Here is a 21,484-nt window from a genome sequence, read left to right as displayed (position 1 = left end):
AGTAAAGTGCTATGCCATGCTTGACTAATACTTGACCTATAAGGTTTTTTTACGTTTCTCTCGCAGAATGAACCACTATTATTATTGGGTTAACAATGTTATCTCTAGTATTAGTCTGAATGAGTTCTCATCGGAGGCGTAGCATGTATCTTGAACGCGTAGAAATTGTCGGTTTTCGCGGTATTAATCGTATTTCATTGAACCTTGACGATAATACGGTGCTGATCGGTGAGAACGCTTGGGGTAAATCCAGTTTATTAGATGCGCTGACACTACTTTTATCTCCAGAGCCCCAACTTTATCATTTCACTGTGCAGGATTTTTATTATCCAGCAGGGGATGAAAGTGCTAAAGAGCGCCATCTACAGGTTATTTTGACTTTTTGTGAAAAAGATATTGGCCATTGGCATGCTCCACGTTACCGCCAGTTAGCCCCACTGTGGATAAAAAATGACGATGGGTTACATCGTATTTACTATCGAGTGGAAGGAGAGCTGGGTGATGATGGGACGGTATGCACTTGGCGTACTTTTCTGAATCTAGACGGGCAACCTCTGCCGTTGCACGATATCGAAAAACTGGCGCGGGGAGTGATCCGTATTCACCCCGTACTACGATTACGGGATGCGCGTTTTATACGCCGTTTGCGCAGTACCGTTTCCGAAGACGGCAAAGCGCCAGATAAGGCCGAATTGAATCGGCAGTTAGATCAGTTGAGCCGCGAGTTGGTACGGAATCCGCAAAAACTGACCAATGCAGAGTTGCGCCAAGGGGTGGAGGCGATGCGCCAACTGCTTGAGCATTATTTTGCTGAGCAAGGTTCTCAATTGCCGGGTCATCACAATCATCCCCCCCGTCCGCAGCCGGAACGTGCGGCATGGCAAGCATTAGACAATATCAACCGCATGGCGGCAGAACCTAACAGCCGCAGTATGAGGCTAATTTTGTTGGGGATGTTTTCAACTTTATTGCAAGCAAAAGGTTCACTGAGCCTCGATCCTCATGCCCGGCCATTGCTCTTGGTCGAAGACCCGGAAACGCGGCTACATCCGATTATGCTCTCCGTAGCTTGGGGGCTGCTTAGCCAATTACCGCTACAGCGTATCACCACCACTAACTCCGGCGAATTAGTGTCATTAGTGCCACTGGAAAGCATTTGTCGCTTGGTACGTGAATCTTCCAGAGTGGCCACTTACCGTATTGGCCCAAGAGGCATGAGTCCTGAAGACAGCCGCCGAATTGCTTTTCACATTCGCTTCAACCGGCCCTCCGCATTATTCGCCCGCTGCTGGTTGCTGGTGGAAGGTGAAACAGAAATTTGGCTACTGAACGAATTAGCCCGCCAGTGTGGTTATCACTTTGAGGCTGAAGGGGTAAAAGTGATCGAATTTGCCCAGAGTGGTTTGCGCCCGTTGTTGAAATTTGCCAACCGGATGGGGATCCAGTGGCATACCTTGACCGATGGTGATGACGCGGGTAAAAAATACGCGGCCACGGTGCGCAATATGGCCGATCAGGGGCGCGATAGTGAGCGGGACCGCCTGACAATTTTGCCTGCGCCTGATATGGAGCATTTTTTATACCGTGCCGGTTTTGATGAAGTGTATCACCGTGTTTCGGCGATCCCCGCGAATGCGAAAATGCAACCCCGCAGGGTCATTGATAAAGCCATACATCGCACTTCCAAACCCGATTTAGCCATTGAAGTGGCCAACCAGGCAGGACAGTGGGGAGTAGAATCAATCCCCCCATTGTTGAAAAAGATGTTCTCTCGCGTGGTTTGGTTGGCCCGAGGCCGGGCTGATGAATAGAGAGGACACTATACCCGTCATACTTCAAGCTGTAGCCGTGTTGACTGCGTTCGTTACCCGGCCCGTCCATGGGCCTCGTCTCTGTGGGACCCCGTTGTAACTCGAATTATTTTAGATATATCTTGCTAAGTCATTCACGTAATTTAAATCGCTCACGTAATTCGATTAAGCCGTTTACATAAAATGTGTGGCTAACCCGGTTTCTAATTGCTCCAGGAACGCATAGCGACGACGATATTCTGCCCGCTTTTTGCTGGCAATATCGGTGAGAGGTTTACGGGCAATTCTGGTGGGTAATCTGAAATGCCCTTCAGTGTCTGGGTTACCACCGAGTGAGAGCCAAAAGCCATCATAATCTGCATGTAATTTATTTTTTTTCTTCGCCCGATAACGCCAATGTTGATAGATATGAGTGGAGTTTCCTACCGCCATAATTTGTTCTATTCCCATTAGTTCAGCCAGATAACAGGTAGCCTCTAGCGCCAAACGCTTTGGGAATAAACCATGGCACGCTTTAGTACAGCCCTGAATTTCACGGTGAGGTGTTTTATTATCAGCACCCTGTAAGCCGCCAATAAATAATGTTTTTTGCTGCTGATAATAAAATAAACTGAAAGTGATCAACGCCAGTGTTTGTCGTTGCTCATTGGCCAACATCAGCGTAATTTCTCCCTCTTTATTGAGCTTTGGTATTATGCCCAAATAAAGGGAATATTTTTCGCCGCCTTTGCCGGTTAACGTTACCAGTTTATAAGGTGAACGATGTAAATAGTTGTAATGTAATGCTTTCGGCATACATTGAGTGATTAGCTGAAAGTGATCACATAAGACACCCAGTTTCTGGTGGTTATTGAAGGTGTGGCTCAGATAGGGGCGATGTAATTTGCACGGTAAATCGGGTTGTGCGCGTAGAAGGCTATGTGAAAAAGGTTGTTTTGTTATTAGTATCAGTAGCTTAAGTGTTAGTCTTGGGCTAATTGATGCCCGGATGATAAATTTAAGCCGAAACTTCCATTCTTGCCACGAATCACTGAATATCGGACTGCCTTTGCATAACAATACAATCAGTCTCCAATGATTGATATCGTCAGATTTTAATTGTGTATTACTGATAACTCGCATGATTAAATCCGTCTAATTACTGTTTTACCAGTGGTATTGAAACAGGTAAGAGCTAAACAAAATATCAATAAATCTAATATTTTGTGCCGTGGTGCGATAGATCCAGGCGCTTGGTTTAGCTAAATGAGATTTTTTAATGGTATTTTCAACAGGCATATTTTCTTTGTGTTGATATGATCCATTTTTCAACCACTTAACTGCCATGGAAATAAGAATAGGGAAGGTAATTGATTTGATGCAACTCAGTAGAGGTCAGTGTCGGTGGCTTGCCGCCACTGCGGTATTGCTTATCGGTGGTTTTTTCATCGCCAGGAATCTGATGGCACCCGCCCCCGTTAGCTATCAAACAGTCAAAGTGGTTCACCGTGATCTGCAGCAAAATGTATTGGCAACCGGTAAGCTCGATGCGGTTCGTAAAGTTGATGTGGGTGCGCAGGTCAGTGGTCAGTTGGAAAAACTGTATGTAGAAATTGGCGATCACGTTAAGCAGGGGCAATTGCTGGCGATGATCGATCCACAGCAGGCGCAAAACCAAATTAAGGAAGTGGAAGCAACATTACAGGACTTGAACGCACAACGGATACAGGCGAAGGCCGAATTACAATTGGCAACGGTTACGCTCGGTCGTCAACAAAATCTGGCTAAATTACAGGTGGTATCACGGCAGGATTTGGACCAGGCGATAACAGACTTGGCGGTTAAAAACGCGAAAGTTGGCACGATTGATGCCCAAATCAACAAAGCGAAAGCCAGTTTAGATACGGCCAAAATTAATCTGGATTACACCCAAATTTCTGCACCGATGGATGGTGATGTTGTGCAAATCACCACGTTGCAAGGTCAGACGGTGATTGCCGCACAGCAAGCGCCCAATATTCTGACACTGGCCGATATGAGTACCATGTTGGTGCAAGCGCAGGTATCAGAAGCAGATGTTATCAACCTGAAACCGGGGATGAAAGCCTCGTTCACGGTACTTGGCGATCCCGGCAAGCGTTTTTCTGACGTACTAAAAGATATTCTGCCAACGCCAGAGAAAGTAAATGACGCCATCTTTTATTCAGCACGTTTTGAAGTACCAAATCCTGACAGATTATTGCGGTTGCAAATGACGGCTCAGGTATCTATACAGCTAGCCAATATAGAGCAGGCCGTGGTGATCCCACTGGCAGCGTTGGGTGATGAGTTAGGGAGTAATCGCTATCAGGTTACGGTCCTGAAAGAGGGTAAAGAAGAGAAGCGTGAAGTGACCATCGGTATTCGTAATAATGTCGATGCTCAGGTTATTAGCGGGCTGAGTGTCGGCGAAGACGTCATCGTCAGCCGCGGTGGCGCGGTGGAGGCATAATGGCGGCATTGCTTGAATTAGAAGGCATCCGCCGTAGTTATCAATCTGGCGAAGAAATTGTCGATGTATTGCAGGATGTTTCATTGACCATCAATGCGGGTGAACTGGTCGCGATTATTGGCGCTTCCGGCTCGGGTAAGTCGACCTTGATGAATATCTTGGGATGTCTGGATAAACCCAGTGCCGGTATTTATCGTGTCGCTGGGCAGAATGTTGATGAGTTGGATGACGATGCGTTGGCGGCACTACGCCGTGAACATTTTGGTTTCATTTTCCAGCGTTACCACCTGCTTCCGCATCTTAGTGCCGCGCATAATGTGGAAGTCCCGGCGGTTTATGCTGGGTTAGGTAAAAATGAGCGCCGCGAGCGAGCAAACATGTTGTTGACCCGGTTGGGGCTGGGTGAACGTGTGAGTTATCGGCCTAATCAGCTTTCCGGCGGACAACAACAACGTGTCAGTATTGCCAGGGCGTTGATGAATGGTGGGCAAGTTATTCTCGCCGATGAGCCTACTGGCGCATTGGATAGCCATTCTAGTGTCGAGGTGATGGCTATCCTGAAACAACTACAACAGCAGGGGCATACGGTCATTATTGTGACTCATGACCCCACAGTTGCTGCGCAGGCTGAGCGGGTCATTGAGATCAAAGATGGCCGTATTATGGCCGACTCAGGCTCAAAAAGTGGGCAAGCCGTAGCGGCGGCGGAACTGATGAGTCTAACGCCAGCGGCACCTTCATGGCAGCAACTGGTTGGCCGTTTTCGTGAGGCTCTGTTAATGGCCTGGCGCGCCATGTCGGCCAATAAAATGCGTACCGCGCTGACGATGCTAGGTATCATTATTGGTATTGCGTCGGTGGTATCGATACTGGTTGTAGGCGATGCCGCGAAGCAGCTTGTCTTGGCGGATATCCGCGCTATCGGTACGAACACCATTGAGATCTATCCCGGTAAAGATTTTGGTGATGATGACCCCAGTACCCGCCAAGCGTTGGTACATGACGATATGGCGGCATTGAAAGCTCAATCTTACGTCAGTGCGGTATCTCCTTCTATTGGCGGCAGCATGCGGCTGCGGTTTGGCAATATTGATGTGGCAGCCAGTGTCTTGGGAGTCAGTGACGAGTACTCTCGGGTATTCGGTATGGCGATGGAACAGGGGGCACCTATCACCCGCGAACAGGTTGAGCGGCAGGCCCAGACAGTGGTTATTGACCTCAATACCCAACGCCGCCTGTTCCCTCATATGAACGATGTGGTTGGGCAAGTGATATTGGTGGGCAATATGCCTGCTACAGTGGTTGGTGTGGCGAAAGAAAAACAATCGATGTTTGGCAGCAATAAAGCACTGCGGGTGTGGGTACCCTACAGTACGATGGCCAGCCGCTTGATGGGGCGATCTTACTTTGATTCCATCACGATCCGGATTAAAGAGGGGTACAGCAGTAAAGAGGCTGAACAGCAGTTGGTCAGGTTGTTAACCTTACGTCACGGCAAAAAAGATATATTTACTTATAATATGGATAGTCTGTTGCAGACGGCTGAAAAAACAACGCAGACAATGCAATTGTTTCTGACGTTGGTGGCGGTTATTTCACTGGTGGTTGGTGGAATAGGCGTGATGAATATTATGCTGGTTTCCGTAACCGAGCGGACGCGCGAGATCGGTATCCGTATGGCGGTGGGGGCGCGTTCCAGCGACGTTATGCAACAATTTTTGATTGAGGCGGTTCTGGTGTGCCTGATAGGCGGGGCGCTCGGAATAACATTATCCTTTGCCATAGGGCTGATTGTGGAAATGTTCTTGCCTAACTGGCGTATTGCTTTCCCCCCCATGGCATTGTTCAGTGCATTTTTATGTTCGACAGTGATTGGCGTGGTGTTTGGCTATTTGCCTGCCCGCAGTGCCGCACGGCTTAACCCGATTGATGCGTTAGCTCGTGAATAGCATTAGCTCATGAATAGCATTAGCCCGTGAATAGAAGATAAACAACGGCTCTCTGTTCGTACTCTTCTATTAGGGTAGTCGAAGTAGAAAAAATAAAAATGCCAGTCGTCATTGACTGGCATTTTGAATCAAAAGTACAGGTATGAATCACAATGCGCTGAGTTGCGATGAACAGCGCAGTTAACGTAACTCAACGATATCTTTGGATATGGCTGGCAGGTCACGTGGTGTCAGGCCAGTATAGCGAGTTCCGGCGGTGATACACCGTCTAACGGTGGTACACTATTTAACTCTAGCGGAACAATCAGGCTGGCATGGTTCCCTTTGGGGCCTTCATGAACATCAAAGTTAACTATTTGGCCGGCTTTTAATGTTCGGTAACCATCCATCTGGATAGTTGAATAGTGAGCGAAAATGTCTTCGCCACCGCCCTCAGGGCAAATAAAGCCAAAACCTTTGGCGTTGTTGAACCATTTAACAGTACCCGTCTCCATACTTCTACGTCCCTCGCAAGGCTATTCTAGTTTGAGATGAGGTAATCACTGGTTAAAGTGAACGCGAGTTGGTTAAAACTCCAACAGCTCACAAAAATACACTCTAGTGGAAATGGCCTTAACGTCAAGAGAACGGCTTTTGTCTGGTGGAAGGCGTTCTTCAAAGTTTGATGTAGCTAACGCTATTGCGCTTATTTGGTTACAATTTTACCGTTTTTTTGCGCAAACGCTGGCGTTTTTTTCTTTGGCGGCGTTATGGCATAAGTGATGTTAAAATAATGATAGATATCTGTATGAAATGGTCTTATAACCGGAGTGAGGTATTGCTCCTGTGGGGTTCAGTAAAACGATGGGCAGGCAATGGGCAAGAACAACGACTGGCTGAATTTTGAACATTTAGTCAAAGATAAACAAATCGAAGCGCTTCAACCGCCTTCGATGTATAAAGTGATACTTAACAACGACGATTACACACCGATGGAATTTGTGATTGACGTTCTGCAAAAGTTCTTTTCTTATGATATTGAACGTGCAACACAGCTGATGCTCAATGTGCATTATCAAGGAAAGGCGATTTGTGGTGTTTTTACTGCTGAAGTGGCAGAGACAAAAGTCGCCCATGTAAATCAATACGCCAGGGAGAACGAGCATCCACTGCTTTGTACGCTGGAAAAAGCCTGATTAAGGCAATTATTGGGAGGTGCCTATGCTCAATCAAGAACTTGAACTCAGTCTTAATATGGCTTTCGCCAGAGCGCGTGAGCACAGACACGAGTTTATGACCGTGGAGCACCTATTGCTGGCATTGCTGAGCAATCCAGCCGCGCGGGAAGCGTTGGAGGCCTGTACGGTTGACCTGGTGGCGTTACGCCAGGAATTAGAAGCGTTTATCGAACAAACTACACCAACACTACCTGTCAGTGAAGAAGAGCGTGATACCCAGCCAACGCTCAGTTTTCAGCGCGTACTACAACGTGCGGTCTTCCATGTGCAGTCATCGGGCCGTAATGAGGTTTCCGGCGCGAACGTGTTGGTTGCCATCTTCAGTGAACAAGAGTCTCAGGCGGCCTACCTGCTGCGTAAGCATGATGTCAGCCGCTTGGATGTCGTGAACTTTATTTCCCATGGTGCCCGTAAGGACGAGCCTAGCCAGACGCCGAATGTTGATAGCTCGGCGAGTGAAGAGCAGGCCAGCGGGGAAGACCGTATGGAAAACTTCACCACAAACTTAAATCAACTGGCCCGTGTTGGCGGCATTGATCCGCTTATTGGGCGCGATAAAGAGCTGGAGCGGACTATTCAGGTACTGTGTCGCCGACGTAAAAACAACCCGCTGCTGGTGGGGGAATCAGGTGTTGGTAAAACCGCTATTGCTGAGGGGTTGGCCTGGCGTATTGTGCAAGGTGATGTTCCTGAAGTCATATCCGAATGTACGCTGTACTCATTGGATATCGGTTCATTGCTGGCGGGTACCAAATACCGTGGTGACTTTGAAAAACGGTTTAAGGCGCTGCTAAAGCAGTTGGAAAATGACAAAGACAGCATCCTGTTTATCGATGAAATCCACACAATCATTGGCGCTGGTGCGGCTTCTGGTGGTCAGGTGGATGCCGCGAATCTGATTAAACCTCTGCTTTCCAGTGGTAAGATCCGGGTTATTGGTTCCACGACGTATCAGGAATTCAGTAATATATTTGAGAAAGATCGCGCGCTGGCACGTCGTTTCCAGAAAATTGATATCATCGAACCTACACCAGAAGAGACGGTTCAAATTATTAATGGCCTGAAACCAAAATATGAAGCGCACCACGATGTGCGTTACACCGCGAAAGCAATACGTGCTGCGGTTGAATTATCGGTTAAATATATTAATGACCGCCATTTACCGGATAAAGCCATTGATGTCATTGATGAAGCCGGTGCACGTAGCCGCCTGATGCCAGTGAATAAACGCAAGAAAACGGTCAATGTCTCGGATATCGAATCGGTGGTAGCCCGTATTGCCCGTATCCCGGAAAAAACGGTTTCTGCCAGTGACCGCGATGTCCTACGAAATCTGAGTGATCGCCTAAACATGTTGGTATTCGGTCAAGATAAGGCGATTGATGCGCTATCTGAGGCGATCAAAATGAGCCGTGCAGGGTTAGGTCACGAGCGTCAACCCGTCGGTTCTTTCCTGTTTGCAGGTCCTACGGGGGTAGGTAAAACCGAAGTTACGGTGCAGTTGGCTAAAGCGCTCGACATCGAATTGCTCCGCTTTGATATGTCTGAATACATGGAGCGCCATACTGTCAGTCGCCTGATTGGTGCGCCTCCTGGGTATGTTGGTTACGATCAGGGCGGGTTATTGACTGATTCAGTGATCAAACATCCTCATGCTGTGTTGTTATTGGATGAAATTGAAAAAGCGCATCCTGATGTGTTTAATCTGTTATTGCAGGTGATGGATAACGGTACACTGACCGATAACAATGGGCGTAAAGCCGATTTCCGTAACGTCATTTTGGTGATGACCACCAACGCGGGTGTACGGGAAACGCAGCGTACCTCCATTGGTTTTAAACAGCAGGATAACAGCACTGACGCGCTGGAAGAGATCAAAAAAATATTCACACCGGAGTTCCGTAACCGGTTAGATAATATTATTTGGTTCAACCATTTGTCTCCTGCGGTTATCCAGCAGGTGGTCGATAAATTTATCGTTGAGTTGCAGGCGCAATTAGATGCTAAAGGCGTGTCACTGGAAGTCAGTGATGAAGCGCGCGATTGGTTATCTGAGAAAGGCTATGACAAAGCGATGGGGGCCCGACCAATGACCCGGGTTATTCAGGAGAATCTGAAGAAACCACTGGCGAATGAGTTGTTATTTGGTTCCCTGGTTGACGGTGGCTCGGTTACGGTTAATCTGGATAAAGAGAAACAACAACTGGCTTATGAATTTCAGAGCGCGCAAAAGCGTAAAACTGAAGGGGCAGTTCATTAAGTTAGTCGGTTAAAAAAACGCTATTTAGGACGGGTCAGTATAAAAATAAAGGGCGATAGCTAAAACAGCATTCGCCCTTTTTATTGCCAGCTTTCAAAGCACCGTCTCGGGAGATGGTGATTATTTTACGTTCAGCCTGTTTTTTACATCCGGTTATTTGCCGCAAATAAAAGATAACGCAAAACGCCCTTGCCATAAATGGGAAGGGCGCCGGAGGGGGGACTACATCCTCAGAGCTCGCTAGTCATCACTAACGACAGATTAGCCGATTAACGGCTACGGAAGACAATGCGGCCTTTGCTCAGGTCGTACGGGGTCAGCTCTACAGTGACTTTGTCACCCGTCAGGATGCGGATATAGTTTTTACGCATTTTACCGGAGATATGAGCGGTTACCACGTGCCCGTTTTCCAATTCAACGCGGAACATGGTGTTCGGCAGCGTATCAAGAACGGTGCCCTGCATTTCAATATTGTCTTCTTTGGCCATCGAATCCTCTAGGTGTAACTACCTTAGTTTTTAACCGGCAAGATAATGCCGAAAAACCCACATTATGTAAAGAAGTGTTGGCGTTCATCGCACTATTTCAGCAAAATTAGTCTGCCGGCAAGAGGGGAGAAAGCCTAATATGGGGTGTTTTTGAACGATTGATCTTTACTGCATCGCGGATGAAAAACTCAACGATTGCGGTAACCAGCATTCAGCCGGTAGTGGACTAAACTGGAGTTGACTCAACTGCTGCAAAAAAAAGTTGCGTGGGATTTCAATCGCACCCAGCGACGCAGTGTGAGCGTTGAGGACCTGACAGTCAATCAGTTCTCCACCATGACGGGTAAAATGATGACAAAAAACCATTAATGCACTTTTTGAAGCGTTATCAGCCCTGCTGAACATCGACTCGCCGCAAAACACTGCGCCAACAGCAACGCCATATAAACCACCAATCAGTTCGTTTTTCAACCAAACTTCCAGCGAATGGGCGTGTCCCAAAGCGTGCAACTGGCAGTAAGCTCGTTGTACATCATGGCCAATCCATGTCCCTTCATCACGTTCTGTGGCACAGGCGCTAATCACATCAGCAAAAGCGTGATTGAGGGTAAAACGATAAGGGCAATGACGAATAAAACGCCGCATACTCCGGCTGATGTGTAAATCTTCTGGGAATAATACGGCTCGGGGATTTGGCGACCACCATAAAATCATCTCTCCGGGATTAAACCAGGGAAAAATACCCCGCTGGTAGGCCGCCAGTAGGCGAGGAGCAGTGAGATCCCCCCCTAATGCCAATAAACCGTTTGGTTCGCGCAGAGCCAGCTCAGGTGAGGGAAAAATAAATGACTGTGATGAGAGCTGTGTGACGCGCATAAGCTTCCTTAATGGCACTGACAAATATTTATAGCACTGACACGCTATCTGGGTCTCAATAACTGATAGTATCGCTTTGGTTCAGCAGCTTTTATTAATGTTAGCTGCCAATTGACTTTATATCTGCATCTACCACAGCATGGTTGCCAATGCGGCTATTTTCTTCGTTCCGCTGATGGCTCAGTGCCGCTGATGGAATTGGTAATAGCGCCCTTTGTTTTGCAACAACTGGTGGTGATCACCCTGTTCAACAATTTTACCGCCATCCATTACGCAGATACGGTCCATATATTCCAATCCATACAAGCGGTGAGTGACGATAATCAGGCTTTTATCCTGACAATGTTCACGTAACAGCCCCAGAATCTGCTGTTCAGTTTCCGCATCCAGCCCTTCGGTTGGTTCATCAAGCAACCACAACGGAGCCGAGTGTAGTAATGCGCGAGCTATGCCCAAACGACGTTGTTCACCACCGGATAGAGGCCGGCCTCCATCCCCCATCCAGGCATTTAACCCTTCGCTGTTATCCAGTAGATTGGTTAGACCTACTTGTTCCAATACTTTTTTCAGTTGTTCATCGGAAGCTGTGGGGCAGGCCAGTAATAGATTTTCACGCAACGTGCTACTGAAAATATGCACACGCTGACTAACCACAGTTATCATCTGGCGCAACGCCGCCTCGTCATAGCATGCTAGTGGTTGCCCGTTCAGCATGATATGGCCCTGACTGGCATCCCAGGCACGGGTTAACAATTGCAACAGTGTAGATTTACCACAACCCGTACGGCCAAGTAGCGCAATATGCTCCCCAGCGGCCAGGGACAGCGATATATTTTGCAAAACGGGTAACGGCTGCTGTGGGTAAGTAAAACTCAACCCTGTTACTTCCAGCGCGACCTGTGAGGTTGGTGCTGGACCGTTGGTGGGGAATGTCACTTCAGGTTTTTGTTCCATTAGCTGACCCACACGGGTTGCTGAAGCGATGACTTGCCCCAAATGTTGGAACGCACCAGCAACGGGTAACAGCGCTTCAAACGAAGCTAACGAAGTAAAAACAAACAAGGCCAAAAATGCACCCGGCTGGTTATCCTCGCCAATTCCCCCTGCGGCTAACCACATAATCAGTGTGACCGTAAGGCCGGAGGCTAAAATCATCAGGGCTTGTGCTAAGCCCGCCAGCGACGCCTGCTGTTTCTGACGCGCCATCCAATGTTGTTCAATTTCTTCAAGTGAAGCACGAAAGCGCTGTAATGCGCCAAAAACCAAGAGTTCAGCTTGCCCTTGTAACCAAGATGTAAGCTGTGAACGATAACGCGCACGCAAGTCCGTAAGGTCACTGCCGATAGGCTTACCGGCGCGATAGAAAATCAAGGGCACCAAGAGCAGTAAGCCGAGCAGTATTCCCCCGAGTGTCAATGCTAGATTAAGATCCAGATAGCTCAAACCAAACGTTACCGCAGCGATAATCACCAAGGCTGCTACCAGCGGTGATATCACCCGGAGATAGAGGTGGTCGAGGGTATCGACATCAGCAACCAGGCGATTCAGCAACTCACTTTGACGGAAGCGGGCAATACCGGCAGGAGAGAGAGGTAAGATCTTCTGGAAGGCAAATATCCTCAGATGCGTCAGTACCCGGAACGTGGCATCGTGGCTGACGACCCGTTCAGCGTAGCGGCCTGCGGTACGGATAATTGCCGAACCTCGGACACCTGCGGCGGGTAACAGGTAGTTAAACGTATATAACCCCGCAGGCCCCGCAATAGCGGTTCCGGCAAGAAACCAACCCGATAACGTCAGTAGGCCAATACTGGCCAGCAACGTTACAATAGCCAATACAATGCCAAGAGAAATCAAGAACCAATGACGGCGATAAAGCGCCAAAAATGGAAGAAGTACGCGCATGATTAAAGCTCCTCATTGCGCTGAGACAGCAGATTGGCAAATGAACCAGCTGACTGGCTAAGGGTGGAGTAATCACCTTGTTGAATTAGACGGCCGTTATCCATCACCCAGATTTGATCATAACCCAGCGTGTCCTCCAACTGATGAGTGACCAGCAGGGTAGACTGCGCGCGGGAGGCCTCTTCCAGCGCTTTCATCACCAACTGCTCACTGTGGGCATCAAGACTAGCGGTGGGCTCATCCAACAACAATAAACGACATGGGGTTAATAATGCTCTGGCGACGGCAATACGTTGGGCTTGCCCAACCGAAAGACGTGCCGAATGATCGCCAATTTCAGTATTCAGCCCTTGAGGTAAATCCTTCAAAAATTCATCGACATAAGCCCGTTCCACCGCGTGTTGCAGTTGGTGCTCGCTTGCATTAGGTTGCCTCAGTAAAATATTGGCGGCCAGCGTCTGTTCCGGTAGATGTGGATTTTGGCCTACCCAACTCAACTGACTACGCCAGACTTGTGGTTCCAGTTCACGTAATTCGATACCGTTGACTTTTAGCGAGCCGCGATAAGGCAAAAAACCCAACAATAGATTGAGCAACGAACTTTTCCCCGCACCACTCTGGCCAACAATGGCAACCCGTTTGCCTGCTGGCAGTGAGAAATTAAGTGGCCCAGCTAAACGGGTACCATTGGGTGCCAGGATCTCCAGCTCATTCGCCTCAAGGGCGATGGCCTCTTTACCGTTCAGTTGTTTCTCGCCTTGACCAATGGCTTCTCCCTCACTGCTTAAAAATGTCACTAACGATTCAGCCGCACCGACAGCTTGTGCTTTAGCATGATAGAACGTCCCTAAGTCTCTAAGGGGTTGGAAGAATTCAGGCGCCAGTATTAGCACCAAAAAACCGGCAAACAGCGTCACGCCGAAGCCATAGCTACCAAAATTCAGTTCCCCTAAATAGGAAAAACCAAAATAGACGGCAACTACGGCAATGGAGATGGCGGCAAAAAACTCCAAGACAGCAGAAGAGAGGAAGGCCATACGTAGTACTTCCATTGTTCGGCTGCGAAAATCTTCCGAAGAGTCACGAATTTGGTCGGTTTCTGCTTTGGCGCGGTTAAACAAACGTAGCGTATCCAGCCCACGCAAGCGATCAAGGAAGTTACCGCTCAATCTTGCCAATGCGACAAAATTACGCCGGTTAGCATCTGCGGCCCCCATCCCGACCAATATCATGAATATGGGGATCAGGGGGGCGGTGACAAACAAGATCAGGCCCGCAACCCAATTGATGGGGAAGACGGCAATTAATATCAGTACCGGGATAAATACCGCCAGATACATTTGTGGTAGATAGCGGGAGTAGTACTCCTGCATATCTTCAATTTGTTCCAGAATTATTGTTGCCCAGCTCCCGGCCGGTTTACCTTTCACCCACGATGGCCCCAGTTGTTCTAACCGGTCTAACACCACTTTACGGATCTGCTGACGCACTCGCATACCACAAATAAACCCCACCCGCTCACGCAGCCAACTGATCACCGCACGCGAGGCAAATGCGCCTGCCAGCAGGTAGAACTCTGTGGTCAGTGTCGCACGGGATAATTTGTCGATAATGAGAGATTGCAACAGGGTGGCTAACAACCACGCCTGAGCGATAATCAATAGCCCACTAAGCAGGCCGAGTAACATGGATAGGCGGAGCCAACGTTGCGCGGGGGCGCTTTGTTTTTTCAGCCAACGAATCAACTCATACTGTCTTGTCTTATTCATAAGATGACTTGTCTGCACATAAAAGAGTGATATCCCCTTTGTATACTAAGCGGCGCTTACTCATTCTAAGCACGACTGGTACCTGCTCATCGGGGTTCGTTTGCTTGCAGCCTACTTGCGACTCCAATTACTTTGAGGATAAAAATATCAAAAATGTTTGTCACCCTTGAGTGAGCAAACCAGCGAGGAGTAATCTTACCCTGTCATGACCCGAGGTGAAAATAATTATGCTTGTAAAAACAATTGCATTTGTGAAAAAAAATGAGTTTGTGATAGTCGCCGCATGTCAAAATGAAAATAACTAATTGATTGTTTTTTATTGGGATGTGGATACCCAACAATAAAGCAGATAAAAAAGCGGGCGGCTCATGTGGCCACCCGTATAGAGCGAGGTGAAACGGTGTTACCAGTCGCAATAAAAACCCAATGGAATAGGGCGTTATTTATCGTTTGCCAACCCGTCTAGGTAGCGCTCTGCATCCAGTGCTGCCATACAGCCAGTTCCCGCGGAGGTGATAGCCTGACGATAGATATGATCCATCACATCACCGGCAGCAAACACACCAGGAATTGAGGTCTGTGTGGCATTGCCTTGGAGGCCAGACTGCACTTTGATATAGCCATTTTCCAACGCCAGTTGGCCACTAAATATACCGGTGTTAGGGCTATGGCCGATAGCGATGAACACACCGGCAACGGCTAACTCTTCGGTCTCATCACTGTGGGTTGTCTTCAGGCGTATCCCCGTTACCCCCATGTCATCACCCAGAACCTCATCCAGCGTACGGTCTGTGTGCAACACGATATTGCCGTTCTTCACTTTTTCCATCAGGCGGTCAATCAGGATTTTTTCTGAGCGGAACGTGTCGCGACGATGAATTAAATGGACTTCAGCGGCAATATTCGCCAGATACAGTGCTTCTTCAACCGCCGTGTTCCCACCACCGACAACGGCAACTTTCTGGTTACGATAGAAGAAACCATCACAGGTCGCGCAGGCAGAAACCCCTTTTCCTTTAAAGGCTTCTTCTGATTCCATCCCTAAGTAACGGGCAGAAGCGCCCGTTGCGATAATCAGGGCATCGCAAGTGTATTCCGCCCCATCGCCGAACAGGCGGAATGGACGGTTTTGCAGATCTACGCTGCTGATATGGTCGAAAATAATCTCTGTCTGGAATTTTTCAGCATGCTCGTGCATACGTTCCATCAGTGCTGGCCCGGTCAAACCTTCAGGGTCACCTGGCCAGTTCTCTACCTCTGTGGTAGTGGTCAACTGCCCGCCCTTTTCCATCCCGGTAATCAATACTGGTTTCAGGTTGGCACGTGCGGCATAAACTGCCGCGGTGTAACCCGCAGGGCCAGAACCCAAAATAATCAATTTGCTATGTTTAACCGTGCTCATGAATACCTCTTTCCCACAATGGCGGATAATGTGAGTGATTGTAGGGAAAATATGACATTAAAAAAAGCAAACAAAAATGTTGTTAGCAATTTGTTTGATAGGTAAAGCCTATTTATTAAACTAAGTGTATTAAGAATTGACAGTTAGCAATATCGATAATTAAAAACATTAATGCATTAGGTCAAAATTCCACCTCAACGTTCAGGCTAAAGAAACCTAAAATTGCTTTGACCCCATAAAATATGTGGCTTACAGGGCGATAGGCAACATTTTTCCTGAAATTCTATAAGCTTTTTTGTACTATTTTATCGTCAAAAAAAAGAAGAAAAATCGGTCAGAGGCGACGACTGTTGCGCTAATTCTGGCACGTTCTACTGATTTAACTTCTTTTACTTTGACAATCGGCTGTGCATTTGCGAAAACATCATAGGAAGAAGAAATTATCTGCGCGCTATGATTTCAGATTTGGTATCAGTGATGCCAATCGAAAACCCTGGAATGTTTTCGATTAATACTGGATGGCATGTGGAATAAGTTCATGGGCAACAGTAGGGGGGAGTTTCTGCTGGTGTTTATGGTGTCTTGTCTCTTCCTCAACGCTAATAATCATCGAGTGGCTCGCATACGGTTGGACAGACAGGGTGTGAGATAACAACGTGTTGATCTATTTGCATAAAACAGGCTGCGGGTCGTTGTTTGTAACAGACTCTGGGATCTTTTACGGCCAGAGCCTGTTACAGACTCAAAGAAATTAAGAGAGATTATAAATGATGGATAATAAGAAACGCCCGGGGAAAGAGCTCGATCGTATTGATCGTAACATCCTAAATGAATTACAAAAGGATGGCCGTATCTCTAATGTTGAGCTTTCGAAACGAGTAGGGTTGTCACCAACACCATGTCTGGAACGGGTTCGCCGCTTAGAGCGTCAGGGCTTCATTCATGGTTATACCGCATTGCTTAATCCACAATATTTGGATGCATCATTGCTGGTAATCGTTGAGATTACTCTGAATCGTGGTGCTCCGGATGTATTTGAGCAATTTAATGCCGCAGTTAAAAATCTTGAGGAAATTCAAGAGTGTCACTTGGTTTCAGGTGATTTCGACTACTTGTTGAAAACCCGAGTGCCTGATATGTCTGCCTACCGGACATTACTTGGTGAAACCTTGCTTCGCCTACCGGGGGTTAATGACACTCGCACTTATGTCGTTATGGAAGAAGTGAAGCAGAGTAACCGCTTGGTTATTAAAACTCGGTAAACGGGCAGGTGCAAAACCTGAGTAATTTGGTTACACTCCTGTTTATTCATACAGTTTCAACGCCGGGGAGGCTTCTCGGCGTTGTTGCTCAGACCCGTTAACAGGAACCTGGAGAGCCTTTCTTGAGCCAGGAATATACAGAAGATAAAGAAGTTACCCTGAAAAAACTCAGCAATGGCCGTCGTTTGCTTGAAGCTGTGTTGATTGTGGTTACTATTTTGGCTGCGTACCTGATGGTTGCGCTGGTCAGTTTCAACCCCTCAGACCCTAGCTGGTCTCAGACCGCATGGCATGAGCCTATCCATAATTTAGGTGGGAGTATCGGTGCCTGGATGGCCGATACGCTATTTTCCACCTTTGGTGTTTTAGCCTACGCGATCCCCCCCATCATGGTGATATTTTGCTGGACGGCTTTTCGCCAACGTGATGCCAATGAGTATCTCGATTACTTTGCCCTTTCATTACGGCTGATTGGTACCCTAGCCCTGATTTTGACGTCTTGTGGGCTGGCAGCACTTAATATCGATGACCTTTACTACTTTGCCTCTGGTGGGGTAATTGGTAGCTTATTCAGTAATGCCATGTTGCCGTGGTTTAACGGTGTCGGTGCGACTTTAACACTGCTTTGTATTTGGGCGGTGGGATTAACGCTATTTACTGGCTGGTCATGGTTGATGATTGCCGAGAAAATTGGTGCAGCGGTATTAGGTTCACTGACATTTATCACCAACCGCTCCCGTCGTGAAGAGCGCTATGATGATGAAGATAGCTATCATGACGATGTTCATGCTGATGGCAGCGATATCGCCCGGCAAGAAAAGGGGGTTATCTCAAACAACGCGGCAGGTGCTGGTGTTGTGGCTACATCGGCGTTAGCCCATACAGATGATGACGTTTTGTTCTCGGCTCCTTCGGTGACTGACAGTATTGCTGAGCATGGGTCATTAGTTGCAGCTAATAGAGAAGATGAGTATGACCCATTATTGAGTCCGTTACGGGCTACGGATTGTAGCGTTCAAGACGCGGCATCGTCTCCGACCGCTGACGTAGCGGCTGAACCGGTTCTCAATCATGATGCGGCAGCGATCTATGGTACGACACCTGTAATGGCCAATACGGCAACACCTCCTCTGTATTCTTTTGAACTGCCAGAAGAGTCACTGCCAATTCAGACACTTGCTGATGCGCCAACTGAACGGCCTGAACCTGAGTTGGGCGCATGGGATATGTCGCTAACGCCAGTGTCTCATTCCCCATTCGATTTCTCGGCGATTCAGCGCACTGGTGGTCAGTTAGATAGTCATCAGATAAATAGCGTTCAGAGCGGGCATGTTTCGGTAGGAAGTACGCCGTATATGAACCCTGGCTTGGATGCGCAGATTGATGGTTTATCCACAACAAGCCTGACCAATAAGCCAGTATCAGCATCTGGTACTGTGGCAGCGACTTTTATGCCTGCGTTCACGGCCACCAGTGACAGCAGTTCCCAAATAAAACAAGGTATCGGGCCTGAATTGCCACGGCCAAATCCGGTTCGTATTCCAACACGGCGTGAACTGGCCTCCTTCGGCATCAAACTGCCTTCGCAGCGTATGGCAGAGCAGGAATTACGTGAACGTGATGGTGACGAAACACAAAATTCTCAGATGGCGGCATCTTCTTACGGTACTGAAATAACATCTGATGAAGATGCTGCTTTGCAGCAGGCTATCTTGCGCAAAGCGTTTGCCGATCAGCAATCAGAACGTTACGCGTTATCGACTTTAGCAGAACAGACACCTTTAGCAGAACAGTCATCTGTAACAGAACGGTCACCTGCGGCAGAAATGCCTACTACGTCCTCGCAGGTGAGCGATCTTGGAGATGAGCAGGCTTTGCAAGAGGCAGAATTACGTCAGGCTTTTGCCGCGCAACAGCAACACCGTTATGGATCTACGGGGGATGCAGATAACGCCGTTGACAACATACGTTCGGTTGATACGAGTACGGCTTTTACCTTCTCACCGATTGCTGATTTAGTCGATGACAGCCCGCGTGAGCCTCTGTTCACGCTTTCTCCTTATGTTGATGAGACAGATGTTGATGAGCCAGTGCAGTTAGAAGGGGAAGAAGAAACCCTCCCCCAAGATTACCCTGAGCAAGTGCCAACTTATCAGCCATCCGTGCAGCAGGCACATTTGGGGCAATCCGCACCAACTCAGCCAAGCCATACGCCAACATATGGTCAATCAACATATGGCCAATCGACACCGGCACCTGTGTCACAGCCTGTAGTTATATCAGCCGGTGCTACATCAGCCAGTGTTACATCAGCCAGCGTTACACCCGCTAGCATTGCGTCGCTGAATGCAGCACCGGTGAGCGCGGCACCGCTATCGTCATCTCCGCAACCGCCAGCGTTTTCACAGCCGACAGCGGCTATGGATAGTTTGATCCATCCCTTCCTGATGCGTAATGACCAGCCGTTGCAAAAACCGACGACACCATTGCCTACGCTTGATTTGCTGTCTTCTCCGCCAGCAGAAGAAGAACCGGTGGATATGTTCGCTTTAGAACAAACCGCTCGGCTGGTTGAGGCCCGGTTAGGGGATTATCGGGTTAAAGCTGAAGTGGTGGGGATTTCTCCGGGGCCTGTCATTACCCGGTTTGAACTGGATCTAGCACCCGGCGTTAAAGCGTCGCGAATTTCCAATTTATCCCGCGACTTAGCCCGCTCTTTATCGGCTATCGCGGTACGTGTCGTGGAGGTTATTCCTGGTAAACCTTATGTCGGCTTAGAGCTACCCAACAAACATCGCCAAACAGTTTACCTGCGGGAAGTTCTGGATTGCGCCAAGTTCCGTGAGAACCCGTCGCCATTAGCGATTGTGCTAGGTAAAGATATTGCCGGGCAACCCGTGGTGGCTGATTTAGCTAAAATGCCTCACTTACTGGTTGCAGGTACCACCGGTTCAGGCAAATCTGTTGGGGTGAATGCGATGATCCTCAGCATTTTGTATAAAGCTACGCCAGATGACGTGCGCTTTATCATGATTGACCCGAAAATGCTGGAGCTGTCAGTGTATGAAGGTATTCCTCATTTGTTAACCGGGGTGGTTACCGATATGAAGGATGCCGCAAATGCATTGCGTTGGTGTGTCGGTGAGATGGAACGCCGCTATAAATTGATGTCTGCTTTAGGTGTGCGTAATCTGGCAGGCTACAACGAGCGAGTGGCACAAGCTGAGGCCATGGGGCGTCCAATCCCGGATCCGTTCTGGAAACCTTCTGACAGTATGGATATCTCACCACCAATGTTGGTGAAGCTTCCATACATCGTAGTGATGGTTGATGAGTTTGCTGACCTGATGATGACGGTGGGTAAAAAGGTGGAGGAGCTGATTGCTCGTTTGGCTCAAAAAGCCCGCGCTGCCGGTATCCATCTGGTTCTGGCAACACAGCGCCCATCAGTGGATGTGATTACTGGTTTGATTAAAGCCAATATCCCAACGCGTATTGCATTTACGGTATCGAGTAAAATTGACTCGCGTACCATCCTTGATCAAGGTGGTGCCGAATCACTGCTGGGGATGGGCGATATGCTGTATATGGCCCCTAACTCCTCAATTCCGGTACGTGTCCATGGTGCGTTTGTCCGTGATCAGGAAGTGCATGCCGTGGTTAATGACTGGAAAGCCCGTGGTCGTCCGCAATATATTGATAGCATCCTCAGTGGCGGTGAAGAGGGCGAAGGCGGTGGCCTTGGTCTGGACAGCGATGAAGAACTGGATCCCTTGTTTGATCAAGCAGTGAACTTTGTGCTGGAAAAACGCCGGGCCTCTATCTCAGGTGTACAGCGCCAGTTCCGTATCGGTTATAACCGGGCCGCTCGTATTATCGAGCAGATGGAAGCTCAGCAGATTGTGAGTACACCGGGCCATAATGGTAATCGTGAGGTTCTGGCACCACCACCCCATGAGTAATGGGTTACTTCGCGGTAGTGCTGACGAATTCTGTTAATATCTGAAGGGCCGCTTTGCGGCCCTTACGCAAGTTAAAGGTTCGAGATTAACGCCCCCTGCAACTTCAAGTCGGT

15 protein-coding genes are annotated in these 21,484 nt (G+C 48.3%); 7 read left to right on the top strand and 8 right to left on the bottom strand.

What is annotated here, in order from left to right:
• The first annotated feature begins 143 nt into the window (after positions 1 to 143).
• Positions 144 to 1,811, top strand: coding sequence for an ATP-dependent endonuclease (locus AC971_RS00400; RefSeq protein WP_025383286.1), 1,668 nt, complete (start codon positions 144 to 146; stop codon positions 1,809 to 1,811).
• Positions 1,812 to 1,985: 174 nt separating this feature from the next.
• Here AC971_RS00400 and AC971_RS00395 read toward each other — a convergent pair whose 3' ends face one another.
• A complete protein-coding gene (locus tag AC971_RS00395; RefSeq protein WP_025383287.1) occupies positions 1,986 to 2,933 on the bottom strand; it encodes a VirK/YbjX family protein in 948 nt (315 codons plus the stop codon).
• Positions 2,934 to 2,957: 24 nt separating this feature from the next.
• On the bottom strand, positions 2,958 to 3,137 hold the full coding sequence (locus AC971_RS00390; RefSeq protein WP_025383288.1) for a hypothetical protein: 180 nt from the start codon (positions 3,135 to 3,137) through the stop codon (positions 2,958 to 2,960).
• A gap of 31 nt (positions 3,138 to 3,168) precedes the next feature.
• Here AC971_RS00390 and macA point away from each other — a divergent pair, with 31 nt between their 5' ends.
• Together macA and macB are read left to right on the top strand one after the other, a co-directional pair.
• On the top strand, positions 3,169 to 4,281 hold the full coding sequence (gene macA, locus AC971_RS00385) for a macrolide transporter subunit MacA (protein WP_025383289.1): 1,113 nt from the start codon (positions 3,169 to 3,171) through the stop codon (positions 4,279 to 4,281).
• A complete protein-coding gene (gene macB / locus AC971_RS00380; protein WP_025383290.1) occupies positions 4,281 to 6,230 on the top strand; it encodes a macrolide ABC transporter ATP-binding protein/permease MacB in 1,950 nt (649 codons plus the stop codon). Before macA ends, macB begins: the two co-directional genes overlap by 1 nt.
• A gap of 230 nt (positions 6,231 to 6,460) precedes the next feature.
• On the opposite strand, the gene cspD is transcribed toward macB, so the two are convergent.
• Positions 6,461 to 6,724 carry a cold shock-like protein CspD gene (gene cspD, locus AC971_RS00375; protein ID WP_002211350.1) on the bottom strand — a complete coding sequence of 88 codons (264 nt, stop codon included), beginning with the start codon at positions 6,722 to 6,724 and terminating at the stop codon, positions 6,461 to 6,463.
• A 360-nt stretch (positions 6,725 to 7,084) separates the two neighbouring features.
• On the opposite strand from cspD, the gene clpS reads away from it, so the two are divergent.
• A complete protein-coding gene (clpS, locus tag AC971_RS00370; protein WP_002211349.1) occupies positions 7,085 to 7,405 on the top strand; it encodes an ATP-dependent Clp protease adapter ClpS in 321 nt (106 codons plus the stop codon).
• A gap of 25 nt (positions 7,406 to 7,430) precedes the next feature.
• On the top strand, positions 7,431 to 9,707 hold the full coding sequence (gene clpA / locus AC971_RS00365; protein WP_025383291.1) for an ATP-dependent Clp protease ATP-binding subunit ClpA: 2,277 nt from the start codon (positions 7,431 to 7,433) through the stop codon (positions 9,705 to 9,707).
• Positions 9,708 to 9,976: 269 nt separating this feature from the next.
• On the opposite strand, the gene infA is transcribed toward clpA, so the two are convergent.
• From infA to trxB, 5 genes are all read right to left on the bottom strand, one after another.
• Entirely contained in the window at positions 9,977 to 10,195 is a 219-nt protein-coding gene (gene infA / locus AC971_RS00360; protein WP_002211347.1) for a translation initiation factor IF-1, read from the bottom strand.
• Between the two features lie 165 nt (positions 10,196 to 10,360).
• A complete protein-coding gene (gene aat / locus AC971_RS00355; RefSeq protein WP_025383292.1) occupies positions 10,361 to 11,071 on the bottom strand; it encodes a leucyl/phenylalanyl-tRNA--protein transferase in 711 nt (236 codons plus the stop codon).
• A gap of 180 nt (positions 11,072 to 11,251) precedes the next feature.
• Positions 11,252 to 12,976: a heme ABC transporter ATP-binding protein/permease CydC gene (gene cydC, locus AC971_RS00350; RefSeq protein WP_025383293.1), complete on the bottom strand. Its 1,725-nt coding sequence runs from the start codon at positions 12,974 to 12,976 to the stop codon at positions 11,252 to 11,254.
• 2 nt (positions 12,977 to 12,978) lie between these two features.
• Complete coding sequence (gene cydD, locus AC971_RS00345) at positions 12,979 to 14,745, bottom strand: heme ABC transporter permease/ATP-binding protein CydD (RefSeq protein WP_025383294.1); 1,767 nt, start codon at positions 14,743 to 14,745, stop codon at positions 12,979 to 12,981.
• A 439-nt stretch (positions 14,746 to 15,184) separates the two neighbouring features.
• Positions 15,185 to 16,147, bottom strand: coding sequence for a thioredoxin-disulfide reductase (gene trxB / locus AC971_RS00340; RefSeq protein ID WP_025383295.1), 963 nt, complete (start codon positions 16,145 to 16,147; stop codon positions 15,185 to 15,187).
• 767 nt (positions 16,148 to 16,914) lie between these two features.
• On the opposite strand from trxB, the gene lrp reads away from it, so the two are divergent.
• Both lrp and AC971_RS00330 read left to right on the top strand, forming a co-directional pair.
• A complete protein-coding gene (lrp, locus tag AC971_RS00335) occupies positions 16,915 to 17,409 on the top strand; it encodes a leucine-responsive transcriptional regulator Lrp (RefSeq protein WP_025383296.1) in 495 nt (164 codons plus the stop codon).
• A gap of 122 nt (positions 17,410 to 17,531) precedes the next feature.
• Positions 17,532 to 21,371: a DNA translocase FtsK gene (locus AC971_RS00330; RefSeq protein ID WP_025383297.1), complete on the top strand. Its 3,840-nt coding sequence runs from the start codon at positions 17,532 to 17,534 to the stop codon at positions 21,369 to 21,371.
• The last annotated feature ends 113 nt before the right edge of the window (positions 21,372 to 21,484 follow it).

Origin of the sequence: Yersinia similis, assembly GCF_001053095.1 — a bacterium.
Lineage (GTDB): Bacteria > Pseudomonadota > Gammaproteobacteria > Enterobacterales > Enterobacteriaceae > Yersinia > Yersinia similis.
The sequence above is the reverse complement of the archived record's forward strand: the minus strand, read 5'-3'. Positions and strand labels throughout refer to the sequence as shown.

Coding starts and splice junctions, on each gene's coding strand:
- cydC (WP_025383293.1), bottom strand. CDS start 12,976: ATGCGCGTACTTCTTCCATTTTTGGCGCTTTATCGCCGTCATTGGTTC.
- AC971_RS00390 (WP_025383288.1), bottom strand. CDS start 3,137: ATGGCAGTTAAGTGGTTGAAAAATGGATCATATCAACACAAAGAAAAT.
- macA (WP_025383289.1), top strand. CDS start 3,169: ATGCAACTCAGTAGAGGTCAGTGTCGGTGGCTTGCCGCCACTGCGGTA.
- AC971_RS00400 (WP_025383286.1), top strand. CDS start 144: ATGTATCTTGAACGCGTAGAAATTGTCGGTTTTCGCGGTATTAATCGT.
- aat (WP_025383292.1), bottom strand. CDS start 11,071: ATGCGCGTCACACAGCTCTCATCACAGTCATTTATTTTTCCCTCACCT.
- AC971_RS00395 (WP_025383287.1), bottom strand. CDS start 2,933: ATGCGAGTTATCAGTAATACACAATTAAAATCTGACGATATCAATCAT.
- trxB (WP_025383295.1), bottom strand. CDS start 16,147: ATGAGCACGGTTAAACATAGCAAATTGATTATTTTGGGTTCTGGCCCT.
- macB (WP_025383290.1), top strand. CDS start 4,281: ATGGCGGCATTGCTTGAATTAGAAGGCATCCGCCGTAGTTATCAATCT.
- cydD (WP_025383294.1), bottom strand. CDS start 14,745: ATGAATAAGACAAGACAGTATGAGTTGATTCGTTGGCTGAAAAAACAA.
- clpS (WP_002211349.1), top strand. CDS start 7,085: ATGGGCAAGAACAACGACTGGCTGAATTTTGAACATTTAGTCAAAGAT.
- lrp (WP_025383296.1), top strand. CDS start 16,915: ATGATGGATAATAAGAAACGCCCGGGGAAAGAGCTCGATCGTATTGAT.
- infA (WP_002211347.1), bottom strand. CDS start 10,195: ATGGCCAAAGAAGACAATATTGAAATGCAGGGCACCGTTCTTGATACG.
- cspD (WP_002211350.1), bottom strand. CDS start 6,724: ATGGAGACGGGTACTGTTAAATGGTTCAACAACGCCAAAGGTTTTGGC.
- clpA (WP_025383291.1), top strand. CDS start 7,431: ATGCTCAATCAAGAACTTGAACTCAGTCTTAATATGGCTTTCGCCAGA.